Genomic DNA, 17,636 nt, shown 5'->3' with positions numbered 1-17,636 from the left:
CGGCATGCCGCTGGGGGCCGACGCCGTGTGCGTACTCGGTGAATCCGGGTTACCCATGGGTACCCAAAGCCTCCGAGCCGTCATACCCTGCGGCTCATGACGGACTCGCAGGCCCCGGTAAAGCCCGGCACCGACGCCCCCACCGGTACGAACCCCCTGGCACCCGCGCCCACAGGCGCCCGCACCGCCGCCGACGTGGTCACCCCCGAGCTGGTCGCCCAGCTCACCAAGGGTGTCGTCGGCTCCGGTCGCACCGCCAACCACACCCCGTTCACCGGCGAGAAGCTGGCCGACCTGCCCGAGTCCACTCCCGAGGACGTGGAGAAGGCGTACGAACGGGCCCGCACCGCCCAGGCCGTGTGGGAGCAGACCCCGGTACGGCAGCGCGCGGCCGTGCTGCTGCGCTTCCACGACCTGGTGCTGGCCCGCCAGGCGGAGGTTCTCGACCTCATCCAGCTGGAGACCGGCAAGGCCCGGCTGCACGCCCACGAGGAGGTCCAGGCCGTCGCCGTGGCCGCCCGCCACTACGGCCGCATGGCACCCCGGTACCTCAAGCCCAAGCGGCACGCGGGCGCGATGCCCACCCTCACCAAGGTCACCGAACTGCGCCACCCGCGCGGGGTGGTCGGCCAGATCGCCCCCTGGAACTATCCGCTGGAACTGTCGGTCGGCGACGCGATCCCCGCCTTCGTCGCGGGCAACGCGGTCGTGATGAAGCCGGACACGGAGACCTGCCTGACGGCACTGTGGGCCCGGGACCTGCTCATCGAGGCCGGCCTGCCCGCCGACGTCTTCCAGGTCGTCCTCGGCGAGGGCCCGGTCATCGGCCCCGAGGTCGTCAAGCACGCCGACTACGTCTCCTTCACCGGCTCCACCCGCACCGGCCGCGAGGTCGCGCAGGGCGCCGCCGCACGCCTGGTCGGCGTGTCCCTCGAACTCGGCGGCAAGAACGCCATGTTGGTCCTGGACGACGCCGACATCGAGAAGGCGGCGGCGGGCGCGGTCCGGGCCTGCTTCTCCTCCGCCGGGCAACTCTGCATCTCCATCGAGCGGTTGTACGTCCACGAGTCGATCGCGGACGCGTTCGTCGAGCGCTTCGCGGCCCGCACGAAGGCGATGCGGCTCGGCAAGTCCCTCGCGTACGGCGCCGACATGGGCTCACTCGTCGGTGCACGCCAGCTGGAGACGGTGGCGAAGCACGTCGACGAGGCGGTCGCCAAGGGCGCGAAGGTCATCGCGGGCGGCACGGCCCGCCCGGACATCGGCCCGTACTTCTACGAGCCGACGATCCTCGACGGCGTCGAGACCCCGATGGCCGTCTGCTCGGAGGAGACCTTCGGCCCGGTCGTCTCGATCTACCGGTTCAAGACCGACGACGAGGCGGTGACCCTCGCCAACTCCACGCCGTACGGCCTCAATTCCTCGGTGTGGACGAAGAACGGCGCCCGTGGCCGCGCTGTCGCCGCCCGCGTGCGCTGCGGCACGGTCAACGTCAACGAGGGCTACGCGTCCGCGTACGGCAGCGTCCAGTCGCCCATGGGCGGCATGAAGGACTCCGGCCTCGGCCGCCGCCACGGCTCCGAGGGCATCCTCAAGTACACCGAGGCCCAGACGGTCGCCCAGCAGCGCCTGCTGCCGATGGCCCCGGCCCTGGGGATGGACGACGAGAAGTACGCGGAGTTCATGAGCCGGAGCCTGAAGGTCATGAAGGCCCTGAGGCTGCGGTAACCGACGTTTTCTGTTCTCAACGAGGAGAGCACGTGTCGTACGACCACGACGACGACCAGAAATACGACTACGACGTCATCGTCGTGGGCTCCGGCTTCGGCGGCTCTGTCACCGCCCTGCGGCTGACCGAGAAGGGGTACCGGGTCGGCGTACTGGAAGCGGGCCGCCGCTTCACGCGCGACACGCTCCCCAAGAACTCCTGGGACCTGAAGAACTACCTCTGGGCGCCCAGGCTCGGTCTGTTCGGGATCCAGCGCATCCATCTGCTGGGCAACGTGATGGTGTTGGCGGGCGCGGGTGTCGGCGGCGGTTCGCTGAACTACGCCAACACCCTCTACGTACCGCCGAAGCCGTTCTTCGACGACCCCCAGTGGCGTGACATCACGGACTGGCAGGAGGAGCTCGGCCCGTACTACGACCAGGCCCGGCGCATGCTCGGCGTACGGCTCAACCCGACGATGACCCCCTCCGACGTCCATCTGAAGTCGGCGGCCGAGCGGATGGGCGTCGGGGACACGTTCCACATGGCGCCGGTGGGCGTCTTCTTCGGAGACGGTGAGGACGCGGAGGGCAAGGTGAGGGCGGCGCCGGGGGAGCAGGCCCCCGACCCCTACTTCGGGGGCGCCGGGCCCGCGCGCAAGGCGTGCACCGAGTGCGGTGAGTGCATGACCGGGTGCCGGCACGGGGCGAAGAACACCCTCAACGAGAACTACCTCTACCTCGCGGAGAAGGCGGGCGCGGTCGTCCACCCCCTGACGACGGTCGTGTCCGTCACGGACGACTCGCGTGGCGGCTACGCGGTCACCACGCTCCCGACGGACGCGAAGCGGAAGGGCGCGGGCCGCACCCTCACGGCCCGCCGGGTCGTCCTCGCGGCCGGCACGTACGGCACCCAGACCCTGCTGCACCGGATGAAGGCGGGCGGCCAACTCCCGTACCTCTCCGACCGGTTGGGCGAGCTGACCCGTACCAACTCGGAGGCGCTGGTCGGCGCCCAGACCGACGACCGCCGCTACCGCAAGGTGACCGGGGAGGCGAAGGTCGACTTCACGCGCGGAGTCGCCATCACGTCCTCGGTCCACCCCGACGCGAACACCCACATCGAACCGGTCCGCTACGGCAAGGGCTCGAACTCGATGGGCGGTCTGTCGATCCTCCAGGTCCCGTACGCGGAAGGGTCGTCGAGGGCCCTGGGCTGGCTGGCGAACGCCGCCCGCCACCCCCTGCTGGTCCTGCGCTCCATCTCCAACCGGCACTGGTCGGAGCGGACCATCATCGGCCTGGTGATGCAGTCCCTGGACAACTCCCTGACCACCTACCTGAAGCCCAAGGGTGCGGGCAAGGGCCTGCTCACCGCCCGTCAGGGGCATGGCTCCCCCAACCCCAAGCAGATCAGGGCGGCGACGGAGAGCGCCTCGGCGCTCGCCGCCGAGATCAACGGCTTCGCCGGCAGCAACGTGGGCGAACTGATGGGCATGCCGCTGACCGCGCACTTCCTCGGCGGCTGTCCGATCGGCGACTCACGGGAGACGGGCGTGATCGACCCGTACCACCGTCTGTACGGCCATCCCGGGATCTCGGTGGTCGACGGCGCCGCGGTCTCCGCGAACCTGGGCGTCAACCCGTCCCTCACGATCACCGCCCAGGCGGAACGCGCGGTGTCGTACTGGCCGAACAACGGCGAGGCGGACCCGCGTCCGGCTCAGGGCGCGGCGTACGAACGTCTGCAGCCGGTCGAACCGAAGTCACCGGCGGTCCCGGCGGAGGCGTTCGGCGCGCTGCGCCTGCCGTTCCTGGGGATACCGACGGTGCCGAAGAAACAATAAAAAGGCCGAAGAAAATAAGAGAAGGACCCGCGCCCCCCTCCGAGCGCAGGTCCTTCTCTTGTCCTTGCCGGAGGCTTACGCCTCCGTGCCCGCCTTCCGGCGACGCATCGCGAACACCGCACCCGCACCGGCGACGACGGCGACACCGCCGACCAGGCCGATCATCGGCAGGGCGGAACTGGAGCCGGTGTCGGCGAGGTTGCCGGTCGGCAGGTCGGAGACGTTGCCCTGGGGCTTGTGGACCGGGTCCTTGGAGCCGTTGTCGCTCGGCGTGGCCGAACCCGGGTCGGTGTTCGAGGAGCCGGACTTCAGGACCTTGAAGTCGTACTGGGCCCAGCCCTCGGCGATGCAGTCCTGGCCGTCGACGTTGTCGATGTAGGCGCCGGAGCCGAAGGAGTAGGCGTCGCCCGCGGGGGCCTGCTTGTCGATGCTGACGCGCAGGTCGACGGACTCGCTGGCCCCGGCTTTCAGCTTGTCGACGTAGAAGAAGTAGTCGCCGGCCCAGTCGTCGTCGCCGATCCGGTCCCACTTGCCGGTCTCGGGGTTCTTGAACTCCAGGTCGACGTACGGGCTGAGGAACTTCGCCTCGTCGAACTCGTAGTTCTCGATCTCGGCGTAGAAGGCGACACCCTTGATGTCGGCCTTCGAGTCGTTCGTGACGACCAGCTTGAAGCCGTGGAAGCCGTCACCCGCGACGATCTTGCCGGGCAGGCCCTTGATGTCGGCGGACACCTGGGCGTCGCTGTAGTCCTCGTCGAGGTCCTCGCAGAACGGGACGTCCGGGTCCGTCGGGTTCTCGCTCGGCTCGGCGGACACCGAGGGGGAGGCGGAGACGGAGGCAGAGGGCGAGGCGGAGTCGCTGATGCTCGCGCTCGGCGAGGCGCTGTCGGACGGCACGTCCGACGGCAGACCGGTGTCGGAGGGCGCGGGGTCCGAGGGGGTCGCCGACGTGGAGTCGCTCGGGGTCTGCGACGGCGTCTCGGTGACGGTCTCGCTCGGGGTGGCCGAGGGCGACCCGTCGGCGAACGCGACCGGCGCGGACAGCAGGGCCAGCGGGGTTATGACAGCCGTCGCCGCTGCGGCGACCATGGCACGGCGAAGCTTCATGAAGACCTCAAGACCTCGGAACATCCAGGTGACGGGGCACGGGCGTGGCCCCTGGTTCTGAACGTGTGACATGCGGCGGCTGTGAATGGTTGCCCTTTGCTCACAGAAAACTTATGTGTGCTGGGTCACATCTGGACTGCCCTCTCGGGTTTTGGGTACGAGCGTGGGGGTTTGAGTGTGGGCTGGTTGTGGAGACACTTGCGGATCACTTAGGAATATCCCTCGTGTCTGACAACCAGCCCGGCGGTAAGCCGGCCGAAGAGCCCGAGCCGTCGGTTCCCGATGACATATGGGAGCAGTTCACCCGCGACACCGAGCGGGACATCCGTGCCTCCGCTCCGAAGGAACCGTCCGCACGGGCGCGAATGGTCACCGAACGGCTGCGCCAGCAGGACGCGCGGGGCGAACAGCCCACGGGCTGGCGCACCGACCCCGCCCGCCAGAAGGCCGACGACCGCGCGGTGAGGCGCCGACGGTGGTGGGCGGTGATCGGCGCACCACTGGCGATCGCCGTGGCGGTGGTGGCCATGAAGCCGTCTCTGCTCCCCGGCGACCCCTTCGGTTCCGCCGGGTCGGACGAGACCTACGCCGCCACCCCGCTCCCCGAGGAGACGGCAGCGCCGTCCGCGGCGCCGTCGACGGCGGACCCCGATGTCCCCACCCTCACCAGGCCGTTCGCCGGATCACCAGCTGTGCGGTACTCGAACGGTGCGGCCGGAATCGTCCTGCCGACGGCCAAGGCGGTGGGCTCGTTCTCGAAGGCCCAGGTGCAACGGGCGCTTCAGCAGACCAAGCGGCTCCTGGTCAACGCGAACCTCGACCCCGCCACCCTGCGCGGCGGGCGCCCCGAAGCGGCACTCAAGGTGATCGACCCCAGCCAGAAGGATCTGCTCCGCCTGCTGAACACCGGCCTGAGCCGACCGGACGAGAAGCATGATCCGCTGCGGATGTTCAGTAGGTTCAACCCCGCCGAACTGCGCCTGGTCGGTGACGTGGTCAAGATCCGCGGACGGATGACGTTCGAGGCGGGCAGGCAGGAGACCGTCGTCGTGCACGCCGACTACACCTTCGTCTATCCGCTGACGCACGCCGACCCGGGCGCGACCGAGGTGGCCCGCACGATCGTGCGCCGGGTCCTCGACATCAGGCTCTACGACCCGGCCAAGTACCAGGTCACACCAGGTCGGATCAGCATCGCGAACTACGACAGTTCGCTCGGCAACTCGGCCTGCGACGTGTACGACGGCTATCTCCACCCCGGGTTCGACTCGGACGCCGACTCGACGGGCGCCAGCCCCACCGGCCCCGCCGTCGACCCCTACGACCGCAGCGGTGAAGTCGACACCAAGAGCTGCGGCATCGTGACACGTTCCTGAGAGTGGGCGCCGGACACGGCAAAGGGCCCCGCGGGGCGGAGCCGCAGGGCCCTTCTCCGTCAGCACCGGCGTCAGGGCAGCGCCGGTGCCTGGGGGAAAGCGGCGCCGGGGGGTTGCGCCGCGTTGTTGGTCTGTACCCACGGTCGGCGCCCCGGCGTACAGGAGGCGCACGCCTGGTCTGGACCAATGGCAGTCGGGGATCGCGAGGCAATGCACTTGCCTGCTAAGGGATGTGGAGCTGTTCCTGCATCGTGCTGGAAGGTCACCGAGTACGCAACCTTTTGACCCGGACTCGTACTCTTTGGCCCTTGTACCGCAGTCGACTGTGCTGTCCTGTGTCGGCCGGCCCCGGGCGTCCCCGGGGCCGACCGTTCTCTGGGTTGACCGGGCTGCTGTCCCCTGCCGTCCGGTCGCAACCCTGGAGCCACGCGTGGTTTGTGCGGGCCCGCCCCTGGCTGGCGCGGACACCGGTACCAACGAGGACGGCGTACGGCGGTCACGCGCCGGACGGGTGAGACGGCGCCCGAACTCAGATACGACCCCGGCACAGCTCCAGCAACGTCATCGCGAGGGACGTGCCGGGCCTGCCCAGCGCGTCCCGGTAGTGGCTGAGGACGTCCATCTCGCGGGACAGGTTCACGCGCCGTCCGCCGGAGGTGATCCGCGACTCCTGGATCACGGCGGACACGGCCATCCGTTCCTGGACGAGACCGATGATCCGGTCGTCGAGGGCGTCGATGCGTTCCCGTGCGCCGGTGATCACATCGGCGGCCTCAGGGGTGCGGGCGCCGGTCACATCGAGAGAGGTCATACGGGGCTCCTTGTCGGAAGGATCCAAAGGATCGGAAGGAGGTGCCCCGGACCGGCAGAACCCGGAAACGGCAGGCGCCCCGGGCCTTGTCGGCCCGGGGCGCCTGGGAAGTCGCTTGTCAGTTGCTCAAGCAGCACGACCATGGCAGCCGGTGGGCCGGTTGCCATAGGTAAAGACGAAGGTCGGGTGCGTGAGCATGGGGGTCAGTATGCACGGGGAGGGCCGCCTTTCCAAGGCGGCATCCTTTTCAGCGCCGGTCGGCACCTTCAGCCCGTCCGGCGTTCGAGGACGAGGCCCGTTCAGGGCCGTGGCGGGGGTCTGGGGGCGGCAGCCCCCGGTCGACGGCGCGGTGTCCCACAGCCACCCCGGTAGAATTGCCCACACAGACCCCCGCCCAACCGCCGGAAGGCCCCCGTGTCAGCAGCGACCCCCGCCCCCGACACCGTCCTGGTCGTCGACTTCGGTGCGCAGTACGCCCAGCTCATCGCCCGCCGAGTCCGCGAGGCCAGGGTCTACAGCGAGATCGTGCCGAGCACGATGTCGGTAGAGGAGATGCTCGCCAAGAACCCGGCGGCGATCATCCTCTCCGGTGGCCCCTCGTCGGTCTACGCGGAGGGCGCCCCGCGCCTGGACCGCGCGATCTTCGAGGCCGGCGTCCCCGTCTTCGGCATGTGCTACGGCTTCCAGCTGATGGCGACCACCCTCGGCGGCACGGTCGACAACTCCGGAGCGCGCGAGTACGGCCGTACACAGCTGGCCGTCACAAAGCCGTCCTCCACCCTCTTCGAGGGCACCCCGGCGGACCAGTCGGTGTGGATGTCCCACGGGGACGCCTGCTCCGCCGCACCCGAGGGCTTCTCGGTCACGGCGTCCACGGACGTCGTCCCGGTCGCCGCCTTCGAGAACGACGAGAAGAAGCTGTACGGGGTCCAGTACCACCCCGAGGTCATGCACTCCACGCACGGCCAGCAGGTCCTCGAACACTTCCTCTACCGGGGCGCGGGCCTGACCCCGTCCTGGACCACCGGCAACGTCATCGACGAGCAGGTGGCGCTGATCCGCGAGCAGGTCGGCGACAAGCGCGCCGTCTGCGGTCTCTCCGGCGGCGTGGACTCGGCGGTCGCCGCAGCCCTCGTACAGAAGGCCATCGGCTCCCAGCTGACCTGCGTGTATGTCGACCACGGGCTGATGCGCAAGGGTGAGACCGAGCAGGTCGAGAAGGACTTCGTCGCCTCGACCGGCGTCACCCTGAAGGTCGTCGACGCCGAGGAGCGCTTCCTGAACGCGCTCGCCGGGGTCTCCGACCCCGAGGAGAAGCGGAAGATCATCGGGCGCGAGTTCATCCGCGTCTTCGAACAGGCACAGGCCGAGATCATCGCGGACGAGGGTCCGGAGGTCGCGTTCCTGGTGCAGGGCACCCTCTACCCCGATGTGGTCGAGTCCGGTGGCGGTACCGGCACCGCCAACATCAAGTCCCACCACAACGTGGGCGGACTGCCCGAAGACCTCGAGTTCGAGCTGATCGAGCCGTTGCGCAAGCTCTTCAAGGACGAGGTCAGGATGGTCGGCCAGGAGCTGGGCCTGCCGGACGAGATCGTCCAGCGCCAGCCGTTCCCCGGCCCCGGCCTCGGCATCCGCATCGTCGGCGAGGTCACCAAGGACCGCCTCGACCTCCTCCGTGAGGCCGACGCTATCGCCCGCGAGGAACTGACGGCCGCCGGCCTCGACCGCGACATCTGGCAGTGCCCGGTGGTCCTCCTCGCGGACGTGCGCAGCGTGGGCGTCCAGGGCGACGGCCGTACGTACGGCCACCCGATCGTCCTGCGCCCGGTCTCCTCCGAGGACGCGATGACCGCGGACTGGTCCCGCCTCCCGTACGAGGTCCTGGCGAAGATCTCGACGCGCATCACCAACGAGGTCGCCGACGTCAACCGGGTCGTCCTCGACGTGACGAGCAAGCCGCCGGGCACCATCGAGTGGGAGTAGTCCCAGAGGCGGTGCGGCTCACGTCCGCCTGAGAGTGCGCACCGGCTCTCCGGGCTGCCAGACCTGGACGACCAGATACTTGTCGTCCTCGACGTACGTCCGCACGACCTCCGTCAGCTCGGTGCGGAAGAGGTGGAACGGCTCCGGCGGTTTCACCTCTTCGACGTACGCGGCCTTGGTGGCCGGATCCTCGGCCTCGTACGCGCGTCCGCTGACGCGTACGTCGCCGCCGGCCGTGTCCGTCCCCGGGCCGGGGTTCGTCTGGAGGGCGAAGCGGGGGTCGCGGCGCAGGTCCAGTGCCTTGAGCGAGTCCGGCATCATGGCGAGCCACAACTCTCCGTACAGGAAGCGAACCTCGAGGCCGGAGGTGCGAGGCGACCCGTCCTTGCGGAGGGTGGCGAGATTGTGGTGATCGAAGGCCCGGAAGCGTTTTTCGACGGTAGCGGCCAGGTCGGGTTCCGCGGTGGTGAATACTGCCCAGTTCATGGGGCCGAGTCTGACGCGGATACCCGACATCCTGTGACGTGTATTCGCCGGCGTCCTGTCACTGTCTCGTCGGAGTCTTGGGTCCCTGGCTCAGATATCTCTTTCATCTCGTCGTACATCTCTTCGCAAACATCCCTGTTCTCCTACGCGGACCGACGGTAACTTCCGCTCCGTAAAGGAACCCAGTGCTGGAGGACCTATGCACGGGCCCACTCCGCCCCTGCCGTTGCCCACCGACCAGCTGCAGTTCGCGATGCCCCCGATGTACGAGTCGCTCGACGACGAGCGCAGGCACCGCAAGGAACGGCTGGCCGGGGCGATCAGGCTGTTCGGGCGCTTCGGCTTCGAGGACGGTGTCTCGGGCCACATCACGGCACGCGACCCGGAGTACAGCAACTGCTTCTGGGTGAACCCCTTCGGGATTCCCTTCAAGCAGGTCACCGTGAGCGACCTCGTCATGGCCAACCAGGACGGCCAGGTCATCGAGGGCCGCTACCACATCAACCAGGCGGCCTTCACCGTGCACGCCCAGGTGCACGCCGCCCGCCCGGACGTCGTCGCCGTGGCCCACTGCCACTCGGTGCACGGCCGCGCCCTCTCGGCCCTCGGCGACCTCCTCGACCCGATCACCCAGGAGAGCTGCGCCTTCTACGAGGACCACGCGCTGTACGACACGTACACCGGCGTCGCCGTGGACGCCGACGAGGGTCGGCGGATCGCGTCCGCGCTGGGCTCCCGCAAGGCTCTCGTGCTGCGCAACCACGGGTTGCTCACGGTGGGCGACTCGGTGGACGCGGCGGCCTGGTGGTTCGTGTCGATGGAACGGTCGAGTCAGGTCCAGCTGACGGCGCGGGCGGCGGGCCGGCCCATCCTGATCGACCACAAGCAGGCGGTCGCGACACGGGAGCAGCTCGGCGGTGACCTGGTCGCGTGGATCAACTACCAGCCCCTGTGGCGGGACATCAGCAGAAGCGAACCGGATCTGCTGAGCTGACGACCGGCTCGGCGACCTCGACCGGCTCGGCGACCCCGGCCGGGGCCCGATCCCCGCACGGCTCAGAAACCCCGTAGGACGGCCGCCTTGGTGGTCGCGAACTCCTCGTCCGTGAGCATGCCCTCGCGGTGCAGCTCGCCCAACTCGCGGAGCCTGCGCAGGAGTACGTCGTGATGGTCGGACCGGGGCGGGACCGCGGGCGTGAGCCGGGGCGGGTCCATGTGGTCGACCGCCCGGGTGGAGGGGTGCGGCAGACGTGCGGTGACGGCGGTCGCGACGAGCGCCGTCAGCAGGTCGCGGCGGGTGCTGCCCCACAGGTCGAGGGCGTAGGGGTCCTTCCCGGGCGGCAACTTGGAGAACACCGTCTCGCGGGTCACGAAGCGCATGAAGCCGTCCTCGTACCCGGAGTTGGGCAGCCAGTCGACCCGCACGAGATCGTGGCTGGAGAGCATGCGAGGGCCGGTGGCCCGCTTGACCCGGTCGGAGGTGTCGGCCCAGTCGATACGGACCCGCGTACCGTCGAACGACACCATGCCGTCGCTGGACCGCACCGACACCGGCACGGGCGGCCCCGGAAGCAGATACGCCATGGCCGGTTCCCTGGGAACCTGGTCGAGGAGCAGGGCGTGCCGGATCTCCTCGGCGACGTACTCGGCGACTCCGGACCGGTCGATGTCCACGGTCAGCCGGTACGGGTCGGCCGCGTCCGGCAGTCGTCCGCCGGTCGCCTGGAGCAGCGGGTCGGCGCCCTCGCGGAGCCTGAGCCGCAGCCTCCCGTGCTTGCGTTCGGGTTCGTAGACGATGCCGGAGACCGCCTCCAGGGGCACCGCGACCTCGCCGTACGTCTGCCGGAACAGCGGCACGGAACGGTGGAGCCCCGGCGTGATCCTGACCGTGCTGCCGTCGAAGACCCAGGTCCCGTCGCGCTGGATGATCTCGGCCATACGCGAATTCTCGCAGCCGGGTCAACAAGGAGGCCGCGGTTTCACTCGCCTTTTCCCCTGCCGGGGCCGACCTGCCGCACACAACGAGTGTTAGGTAGGGCACAATTCGCTCTCGTCGTAGGGGAGTTGCGTGAGCCACGTTTGAGGCTTCCGGAGTCCCTTTCTGCCCCGGTTTGTTCCGGTGAGTGGATGTCCTGGTTCGTGATGTGTCGTGTCGGGTGTGTGGAAGGCGGGCGTCGGGCGTGGCGGTGCAGGAGGCGAGGCAAGGTGTGCTGCCCGGGGAACACGGGGGTGGCTGCGCCTGTGGGGACTGCCCGCACGGGGCGCGTACGGGGCACCGGCGCGCGGTCGCCGAGTTCCTGCTCATGCGGGAGGGATTCGCGGCCGGGCAGGGGTTGCCGGCCGCGGTGGCCCATTCGGCCTCGGCCTCCCGCCAGTGGGTCTCCGACGAACTGACCCAGTCCGCGGCGGTCGTCGCCGAGCGCGGCCGGGCCGAGGGCGAGGTGTGGCTCGCACGGCTGTGGCGCCGTACGGCGTTCACGGTGTGGGCGCTGATCGGCGTGCTGCTGCTCGTGCAGGCGCTCACCGCGATCGGGGCGGGCTGGACCGCCGCCCGGACAGCAGGGCTGGTGGCCGCCGTACTCGTCGGAGGCGTGCTGACCGCCGCGTCCTGGTTCCACCGGGCGCGGGGCGGGGCGCTGGCGCCCCTGATCGGCGAGGACAACCGCCTGTCGACCTCCCGTGTGGTGGCGGCGAGCTGGGTGCTGTTCCTGGCGTACGCCGTACTCGTCCTGGTGGGCCGGCTCGCGGGGGCCTCCGGCCACGAGGAGCGCGACGCGCTGATCGCGGGCCTCGACCTCGCCCGGGGCGCGGGTGTCGTGACCGTCCTCGCGGTGGTGTGCGCCATCGCGGTGCTCGTCCGCAGGGTCGTCGGCCTGCGCGTCCTCGGCCAGCGCCTGCAGAAGGTCCGCGCGGACCGTCCCCGCGCGGCCGACCTCCTCACCGACGACGCCGGCCGCGGCACCTTCGCGGACATCCAGTACGTGATGATCGGCACGGTCGCTCTCCTGTTCGCTGTCGTACGGCTGGCCCGGCGCCCGGCTCAGCTGCCGGACCTGCCGTGGGGGCTGGCGGTGGTGGTCCTGGTGTCGGCCGCGACCTATGTGGCCGGCAAGTACGCGGAGGGCGGCCGACCGGTGATCCTCTCGGTCGTCCGCTCCCGCGAGGCGGGCGACCTGGACGCCCCGATCCGCACCGGCGACGACATCGAGATCCGCGGCGCCGGCTTCGTGCCCCCGGGCGCGGGCACCGCCGACCGGCTGTCCCGCATGGTCGTCCGCATCGGCCCGGTCCACGTCCACGTCCCCTTGGTCCCGGTGCCCGGCGGCTTCAGCAACCCCCGCGACGAGGTACTGACGGTGCCCGTCCCGGCGGACGTGGAGCCCGGCCGGGTGGAGGTACAGGTGGTGACCGCGGCGGGCGTGGAGACGAACCGGTGCGTGATCGACGTGACGGACTGAACGGACCGGAGAGGCTGACGGACCGGAGAGGCTGACGGACCGGAGAGGCTGAGGACCGCACAGGCTGTATGGACCGCGGACCGAGCGGGCTGATGGACTCGCCGAGCGAGCGGGACTGGGTGTACGTCCTCGGCCGGGTGGGAGAACGGTCGGTCACCGACGGGAAAAAATCCCGTGCCGGGGGTGAGCGAGATCACGTTGTCGTACGTATGGTCTGCTGAGGGGTCAACGTATGGCAGGCGAGAGGCGGCTCAGGGCGATGACTCACAGCACTCGAACGGATACGCACTCCCCTTATCTCGACGGCGACCGGGACTGGCGGGACACCGCGACCCGCTACGCCCTGCTGCCCCTGCGCGTCTTCCTCGGCGTCACCTTCATCTACGCCGGCCTGGACAAACTCACCACCAGCTCCTTCTTCGCCGACTCCGGATCAGGCTCTGTCGGTGACCTGATGCGCAGCGTCCGGGACTCCTCCGCGATCCCGGCCCTGGTGGACCTCGCCCTCAAGAGCCCCGCCGGCTTCGGCTACGCCATCGCCTTCGGCGAGCTGGCCGTCGGTATCGGCACGCTGCTGGGGCTGCTGGCCCGGCTGGCGGCGGTCGGCGGAGCACTGATCTCGCTCAGCCTCTGGCTGACCGTGAGCTGGGCCTCCACCCCGTACTACTACGGCAATGACCTCCCCTATCTGATGGCCTGGCTTCCCCTGGTCCTCGCCGGCGCGTCCGTCTTCTCCGTGGACGCCGCCCTGCGGTCGCGACGGCGGCAGCGGTCCGGCGGCTATCGGTAGCGCAGCGGGTGGTTGAGAGCCGGTGCGCGTGGTCGGGTGCCCGCCGCCGGTGCGGTGGGCGGCCAGTCGGTTGGGCATCTCCGGCAGCCTTCACCCAGGTTCTGCCGTCTCCGTTCTGTTGTCGTCGGTGAGCGTCGCCGCGTGGCGGGATGTCCGGCGGCGGCGTATCGCCCCGGTCAGCAGGGCCACCGCGCCTGCCAGGGCCAGACCGAACACCAGGAGCGGGATCACCGCGAACCAGGGTGTCTCCCAGGCGTCGCCCGCGTCGCCCAGGTAGGTGATACCGGCGACGGTGACGAAGAGGCCGGCGATCAGCTTTCCGGGTTGGAACTCATGACGAGGCACGGGTCACCTCCGCCTGTCCCACGCCGACTCCGAGGTCCAGGTCGACCGTGCCAGCGTTGCCGCCGCCGGCCGGCGACAGCGTGACCTGTTGGTGCTTGCCGGGTGCCACGTCCACGTCCTGCTTTCCTTCGCCTGGCAACTGGATGTCACCTATGCCCACCTTGATCTCCGCCTCCACCGTCACACCCTTCGGCACGATCACCTCGATCCTGCCCACGCCCACCTCGACCGCGGTCGTCACCGTCTGCCCGCTGGTGAGGCGCAGTCCGGTCAGGTCCAGCGTGGCGACACCCGTACCGAGGTCGTACCTCGGCCGTACGTCCGCCACCGCGGCCGGTGTCCACTCCGTGCGCACCCAGTGCGTACTGACGTCCTTGGGCAGTGCGGCCGAGCCTGCGAGCAGGGCCGCCGTGATGATCGCCAGGAAGATCGAGCCGGCTCCCGTACGGCCGAGGAACGCGCTGACCGCGATGCCGACACCGAACACGATGAGAGCGCAGGCCAGGCCGGTCTGCAAGCTGGTGGCGAGTGCCTCGTCGTCCCATCTCGCGGCCGTGCCGAGGAAACCGGCGAGGAGGGCGAGCAGAAATATCCAGCCGCCGATCCAGCGTGGGCCGCGCGGCTTCGGCTGGCTGGGCCAGGAGGTCCGTATGCCCGGGTGCGGTCCCCCGTGGTTGCCGTGGGTGATGTTGACCGCTGCCGCGATGTCCCGGTCGCGGATGTCGGGAGGGCCCCACAGATAGCCCGTACCGCCGACGTGGGTGCCGTCCTTGACGATGGGGTCGCGCCACCAGGAGGGATAGGCGGACGGGACCGGGGGCGCCTTGGCCTCCGGTGGGGCGTCGGCGACGGCCTGGGCGGCCAGCGGGTCGGGGTCGGGGGCGCCGCGGTTGCGCGACCAGTACCCGGCGCCCGCGAGGAGGATGGACAGTATGACGGCGAAGGAGAGCACCCCGCCGTTCTTCAGCATCGTCAGGAACACACCGCAGCCGACCAGAGCGAAGAGCACGGCCGTCAGTGCCTGGCCGTCCACGCGGCCGGTGAGCAGCTTGCGGACCTCGTTCTCCTCCTCGTCGTCGTACGGCACGAACAGCCAGGCGAAGCCGTAGAAGATGAGGCCGATGCCGCCGGTCGCGGAGAGCACGGCGAGCGTGATCCGGAAGATCACCGGGTCCATGTCGCACGTCCGCCCGAGGCCGGCGCACACCCCGCCGAGCGTCTTCTGCCGTCGGTCGCGCCGGAACCTGACCGGCAGCTGCTCGTCCGTGTCCGCATGCTCGGGCGCGCGCGGTTCCCCTTTCTCCGTGGGCGGGGTCGCCGCGGCGGGCGCGGCATCCTGCGGCCCGGCGCCCGGGGTGGGGCGTGGGCCGGAGCCGGGTCCCGGACCCGTCGCGGCGTGTGCGTGATCTGTCATGAGTCCATGGTGGCGCTTGAGGCGGCCCGGCGGCAGTCGGTACGACCCTGGACGAACCCTGATATCGGCCCTGAGACGGGGCGGGGGAAGCGTTCGACGGCAGCTGGGCTCGAAGATCAGGGGAGTCTCGGGGGCCGACCCTGATGCCCGGGCCCGCCGGGCGTGTGAACATCGATGGCATGCCCGAAGCCGCAGCGTTGCCCCTCGTCGAACCGCGGCCCCCGCGCAAGCTCTACCGCAGCAGCGACGGACGCTGGCTCGGAGGCGTGGCGCGGGGGCTCGCCGGGCATCTCGGGCTGCCCGTGATCTGGCTGCGTCTCATGTTCGTCGGCCTGTTCATGGCGGACGGACTCGGTGCGCTGCTGTATGCAGCCTTCTGGTTCTTCGTGCCGCTCGGGGTCGGCGGCGTCGAGGCCCAGCGGCCCCCGTCTCTCGTCAGCACGGAGACCTCACCCGACGGGCGCCGCAGACTTGTCGCCCGTAAGCCGGACAAGGGGCAGATGGTCGCCCTGCTCCTCATGGTCGTCGTGGCGATGGTCTTCGTCGGCAACGTGAATCTGGGCGGCGGTGCCAAGGCCTATCTGTTCCCGACGGTGCTCGTCGCCGCCGGCGTCGCCCTGGTCTGGCGCCAGGCGGACAACGCACGGCGGGCCCGCTGGATGGAGGTCGGCAGCCGCCGGCGCACCCTCACCCTCGTCCGAGCCGCGGCCGGCGTCATGCTGGTCACTGCGGGGGTGTCCGGCGTCTTCGTCCTGCAGGGCTCCGCCGCCCACCTCGGCTCGGTTCTGCAGGCGGCGCTCGCTGTACTGGTCGGGACAGCGCTGCTGGCCGGTCCGTATCTCGTCCGGATGACCCAGGACCTCTCCGAGGAGCGCCTGATGCGCATCCGTGCCCAGGAGCGCGCGGAGGTCGCCGCCCATGTGCACGACTCGGTGCTGCACACCCTGACCCTGATCCAGCGCAACGCGGAGAGCCCGAACGAGGTGCGTCGTCTCGCCCGCGCCCAGGAACGCGAACTGCGCAACTGGCTCTACAAACCGGAGGGCACCGGAAAGGACGAGGCCGACGAGCCGGGCACCCTCGCCGAGGCGGTGCGGCGCAGTGCGGCCGAGGTGGAGGACAAGCACGGCGTCCCCATAGAGGTCGTGGTCGTCGGCGACTGCCCGCTCGACGACAGAACCGGCGCACAGATGCAGGCCGCGCGGGAAGCGATGGTGAACGCCGCCAAGTACGGTGGCGAAGGCGGCGCGGTGCAGGTCTATGCCGAGGTCGAGGGCAGGACGGTCTTCGTATCCGTCCGGGACCGGGGACCCGGCTTCGACCTCGACTCCATACCCGCCGACCGCATGGGCGTCAGAGAATCGATCATCGGCCGTATGGAGCGCAACGGCGGTACGGCGCGGCTACGCGCGGTACCGAGCGGCGGCACGGAGGTCGAGCTGGAGATGGAGAGGGCGGAGAACACGTCATGAGCGAGGCGCACGGGGACAACAGGCTGACCGGGGCGGCCGGTTCGGCGGAGTCGGCCGAACCGGCAGCACCTGCCGGACCGGCCGAACCGACGGCATCCGCCCCAGCCGCAGAGGCAGGCCGGTCCGCCACCGACAGCGGCGGCAGCGGTGGCAGTGGTGACGCGGGCGGCCGACGGGTGCGTGTGGTTCTCGTCGACGACCACCGTATGTTCCGTACGGGTGTCCAGGCCGAGATCGGGGAGACCGAGCGGACCGGCGTCGAGGTGGTCGGTGAGGCCGCCGACGTCGACCAGGCGGTCACGGTCATCACCGCCACCCGGCCCGAGGTGGTCCTTCTCGACGTCCATCTGCCGGGCGGTGGAGGGGTCGAAGTCCTGCGCCGCTGTGCGCCGTTGATGGGCGACGCCACTCAGCCGGTGCGCTTTCTGGCGTTGTCCGTCTCGGATGCCGCCGAGGACGTCATCGGTGTGATCCGCGGTGGCGCGCGCGGTTACGTGACGAAGACGATCACCGGCACGGACCTGGTCGACTCCGTCTTCCGTGTCCAGGACGGCGACGCGGTGTTCTCGCCGCGCCTCGCCGGGTTCGTCCTGGACGCGTTCGCGTCCACGGACGCCCCACCGGTGGACGAGGACCTCGACCGCCTCACCCAGCGCGAGCGAGAGGTACTGCGGCTGATCGCCAGGGGCTATGCGTACAAGGAGATCGCCAAGCAGCTCTTCATCTCCGTGAAGACGGTGGAGTCGCATGTGTCGGCGGTGCTCAGGAAGCTCCAGTTGTCGAACCGGCACGAGCTGACGAGGTGGGCCACGGCACGGCGGCTGGTCTAGGGGGAGA

Annotated in this window: 15 protein-coding genes; 9 read left to right on the top strand and 6 right to left on the bottom strand. The window is 70.0% G+C overall.

The features are described 5' to 3' along the window. Positions 1-96 precede the first annotated feature (96 nt). Positions 97-1,728: a succinic semialdehyde dehydrogenase gene (locus QA861_RS16725; RefSeq protein WP_334589120.1), complete on the top strand. Its 1,632-nt coding sequence runs from the start codon at positions 97-99 to the stop codon at positions 1,726-1,728. Between the two features lie 32 nt (positions 1,729-1,760). Beyond that, positions 1,761-3,554 carry a GMC oxidoreductase gene (locus tag QA861_RS16720; protein ID WP_334589119.1) on the top strand — a complete coding sequence of 598 codons (1,794 nt, stop codon included), beginning with the start codon at positions 1,761-1,763 and terminating at the stop codon, positions 3,552-3,554. Between the two features lie 75 nt (positions 3,555-3,629). Here the strand turns inward: QA861_RS16720 and QA861_RS16715 are convergent, their stop codons facing one another. Beyond that, entirely contained in the window at positions 3,630-4,661 is a 1,032-nt protein-coding gene (locus QA861_RS16715; protein ID WP_334589118.1) for an LAETG motif-containing sortase-dependent surface protein, read from the bottom strand. A 224-nt stretch (positions 4,662-4,885) separates the two neighbouring features. On the opposite strand from QA861_RS16715, the gene QA861_RS16710 reads away from it, so the two are divergent. After that, positions 4,886-6,037, top strand: coding sequence for a hypothetical protein (locus QA861_RS16710; RefSeq protein ID WP_334589117.1), 1,152 nt, complete (start codon positions 4,886-4,888; stop codon positions 6,035-6,037). A gap of 529 nt (positions 6,038-6,566) precedes the next feature. On the opposite strand, the gene QA861_RS16705 is transcribed toward QA861_RS16710, so the two are convergent. Further along, the gene (locus QA861_RS16705; RefSeq protein ID WP_443041491.1) at positions 6,567-6,875 is read right to left on the bottom strand and encodes a chorismate mutase; all 309 of its coding nucleotides are present in this window, start codon (positions 6,873-6,875) and stop codon (positions 6,567-6,569) included. Between the two features lie 387 nt (positions 6,876-7,262). On the opposite strand from QA861_RS16705, the gene guaA reads away from it, so the two are divergent. Further along, positions 7,263-8,834, top strand: coding sequence for a glutamine-hydrolyzing GMP synthase (gene guaA / locus QA861_RS16700; RefSeq protein ID WP_334589116.1), 1,572 nt, complete (start codon positions 7,263-7,265; stop codon positions 8,832-8,834). A gap of 18 nt (positions 8,835-8,852) precedes the next feature. On the opposite strand, the gene QA861_RS16695 is transcribed toward guaA, so the two are convergent. Next, entirely contained in the window at positions 8,853-9,320 is a 468-nt protein-coding gene (locus tag QA861_RS16695; RefSeq protein ID WP_334589115.1) for a pyridoxamine 5'-phosphate oxidase family protein, read from the bottom strand. Between the two features lie 199 nt (positions 9,321-9,519). Between QA861_RS16695 and QA861_RS16690 the strand changes: the two genes are divergently transcribed. After that, positions 9,520-10,314, top strand: coding sequence for a class II aldolase/adducin family protein (locus QA861_RS16690; RefSeq protein WP_334589114.1), 795 nt, complete (start codon positions 9,520-9,522; stop codon positions 10,312-10,314). A gap of 62 nt (positions 10,315-10,376) precedes the next feature. On the opposite strand, the gene QA861_RS16685 is transcribed toward QA861_RS16690, so the two are convergent. Continuing rightward, positions 10,377-11,258 carry a DUF4429 domain-containing protein gene (locus tag QA861_RS16685; RefSeq protein ID WP_334589113.1) on the bottom strand — a complete coding sequence of 294 codons (882 nt, stop codon included), beginning with the start codon at positions 11,256-11,258 and terminating at the stop codon, positions 10,377-10,379. A gap of 242 nt (positions 11,259-11,500) precedes the next feature. Here QA861_RS16685 and QA861_RS16680 point away from each other — a divergent pair, with 242 nt between their 5' ends. Beyond that, the gene (locus QA861_RS16680) at positions 11,501-12,778 is read left to right on the top strand and encodes a hypothetical protein (protein ID WP_334589112.1); all 1,278 of its coding nucleotides are present in this window, start codon (positions 11,501-11,503) and stop codon (positions 12,776-12,778) included. A gap of 259 nt (positions 12,779-13,037) precedes the next feature. Next, positions 13,038-13,568, top strand: a complete 531-nt coding sequence (locus tag QA861_RS16675; protein WP_334589111.1) for a DoxX family membrane protein — start codon at positions 13,038-13,040, stop codon at positions 13,566-13,568. Positions 13,569-13,658: 90 nt separating this feature from the next. On the opposite strand, the gene QA861_RS16670 is transcribed toward QA861_RS16675, so the two are convergent. Together QA861_RS16670 and QA861_RS16665 are read right to left on the bottom strand one after the other, a co-directional pair. Continuing rightward, complete coding sequence (locus tag QA861_RS16670; protein WP_334589110.1) at positions 13,659-13,913, bottom strand: hypothetical protein; 255 nt, start codon at positions 13,911-13,913, stop codon at positions 13,659-13,661. Beyond that, positions 13,900-15,327 (bottom strand): PspC domain-containing protein, encoded by a 1,428-nt coding sequence (locus tag QA861_RS16665; RefSeq protein WP_334589109.1) that lies wholly within the window; start codon positions 15,325-15,327, stop codon positions 13,900-13,902. Before QA861_RS16665 ends, QA861_RS16670 begins: the two co-directional genes overlap by 14 nt. 179 nt (positions 15,328-15,506) lie before the next feature. On the opposite strand from QA861_RS16665, the gene QA861_RS16660 reads away from it, so the two are divergent. Then, positions 15,507-16,799 carry an ATP-binding protein gene (locus tag QA861_RS16660; protein ID WP_334589108.1) on the top strand — a complete coding sequence of 431 codons (1,293 nt, stop codon included), beginning with the start codon at positions 15,507-15,509 and terminating at the stop codon, positions 16,797-16,799. Then, positions 16,796-17,629 carry a LuxR C-terminal-related transcriptional regulator gene (locus QA861_RS16655; RefSeq protein WP_334589107.1) on the top strand — a complete coding sequence of 278 codons (834 nt, stop codon included), beginning with the start codon at positions 16,796-16,798 and terminating at the stop codon, positions 17,627-17,629. The genes QA861_RS16660 and QA861_RS16655 overlap by 4 nt, the downstream gene beginning before the upstream one ends. The last annotated feature ends 7 nt before the right edge of the window (positions 17,630-17,636 follow it).

The sequence above is a fragment of the Streptomyces sp. B21-083 genome (assembly GCF_036898825.1).
Lineage (GTDB): Bacteria > Actinomycetota > Actinomycetes > Streptomycetales > Streptomycetaceae > Streptomyces.
The sequence above is the reverse complement of the archived record's forward strand: the minus strand, read 5'-3'. Positions and strand labels throughout refer to the sequence as shown.

Coding starts and splice junctions, on each gene's coding strand:
- QA861_RS16660 (WP_334589108.1), top strand. CDS start 15,507: ATGCCCGAAGCCGCAGCGTTGCCCCTCGTCGAACCGCGGCCCCCGCGC.
- QA861_RS16690 (WP_334589114.1), top strand. CDS start 9,520: ATGCACGGGCCCACTCCGCCCCTGCCGTTGCCCACCGACCAGCTGCAG.
- QA861_RS16695 (WP_334589115.1), bottom strand. CDS start 9,320: ATGAACTGGGCAGTATTCACCACCGCGGAACCCGACCTGGCCGCTACC.
- QA861_RS16675 (WP_334589111.1), top strand. CDS start 13,038: ATGACTCACAGCACTCGAACGGATACGCACTCCCCTTATCTCGACGGC.
- QA861_RS16685 (WP_334589113.1), bottom strand. CDS start 11,258: ATGGCCGAGATCATCCAGCGCGACGGGACCTGGGTCTTCGACGGCAGC.
- QA861_RS16725 (WP_334589120.1), top strand. CDS start 97: ATGACGGACTCGCAGGCCCCGGTAAAGCCCGGCACCGACGCCCCCACC.
- QA861_RS16655 (WP_334589107.1), top strand. CDS start 16,796: ATGAGCGAGGCGCACGGGGACAACAGGCTGACCGGGGCGGCCGGTTCG.
- QA861_RS16665 (WP_334589109.1), bottom strand. CDS start 15,327: ATGACAGATCACGCACACGCCGCGACGGGTCCGGGACCCGGCTCCGGC.
- QA861_RS16715 (WP_334589118.1), bottom strand. CDS start 4,661: ATGAAGCTTCGCCGTGCCATGGTCGCCGCAGCGGCGACGGCTGTCATA.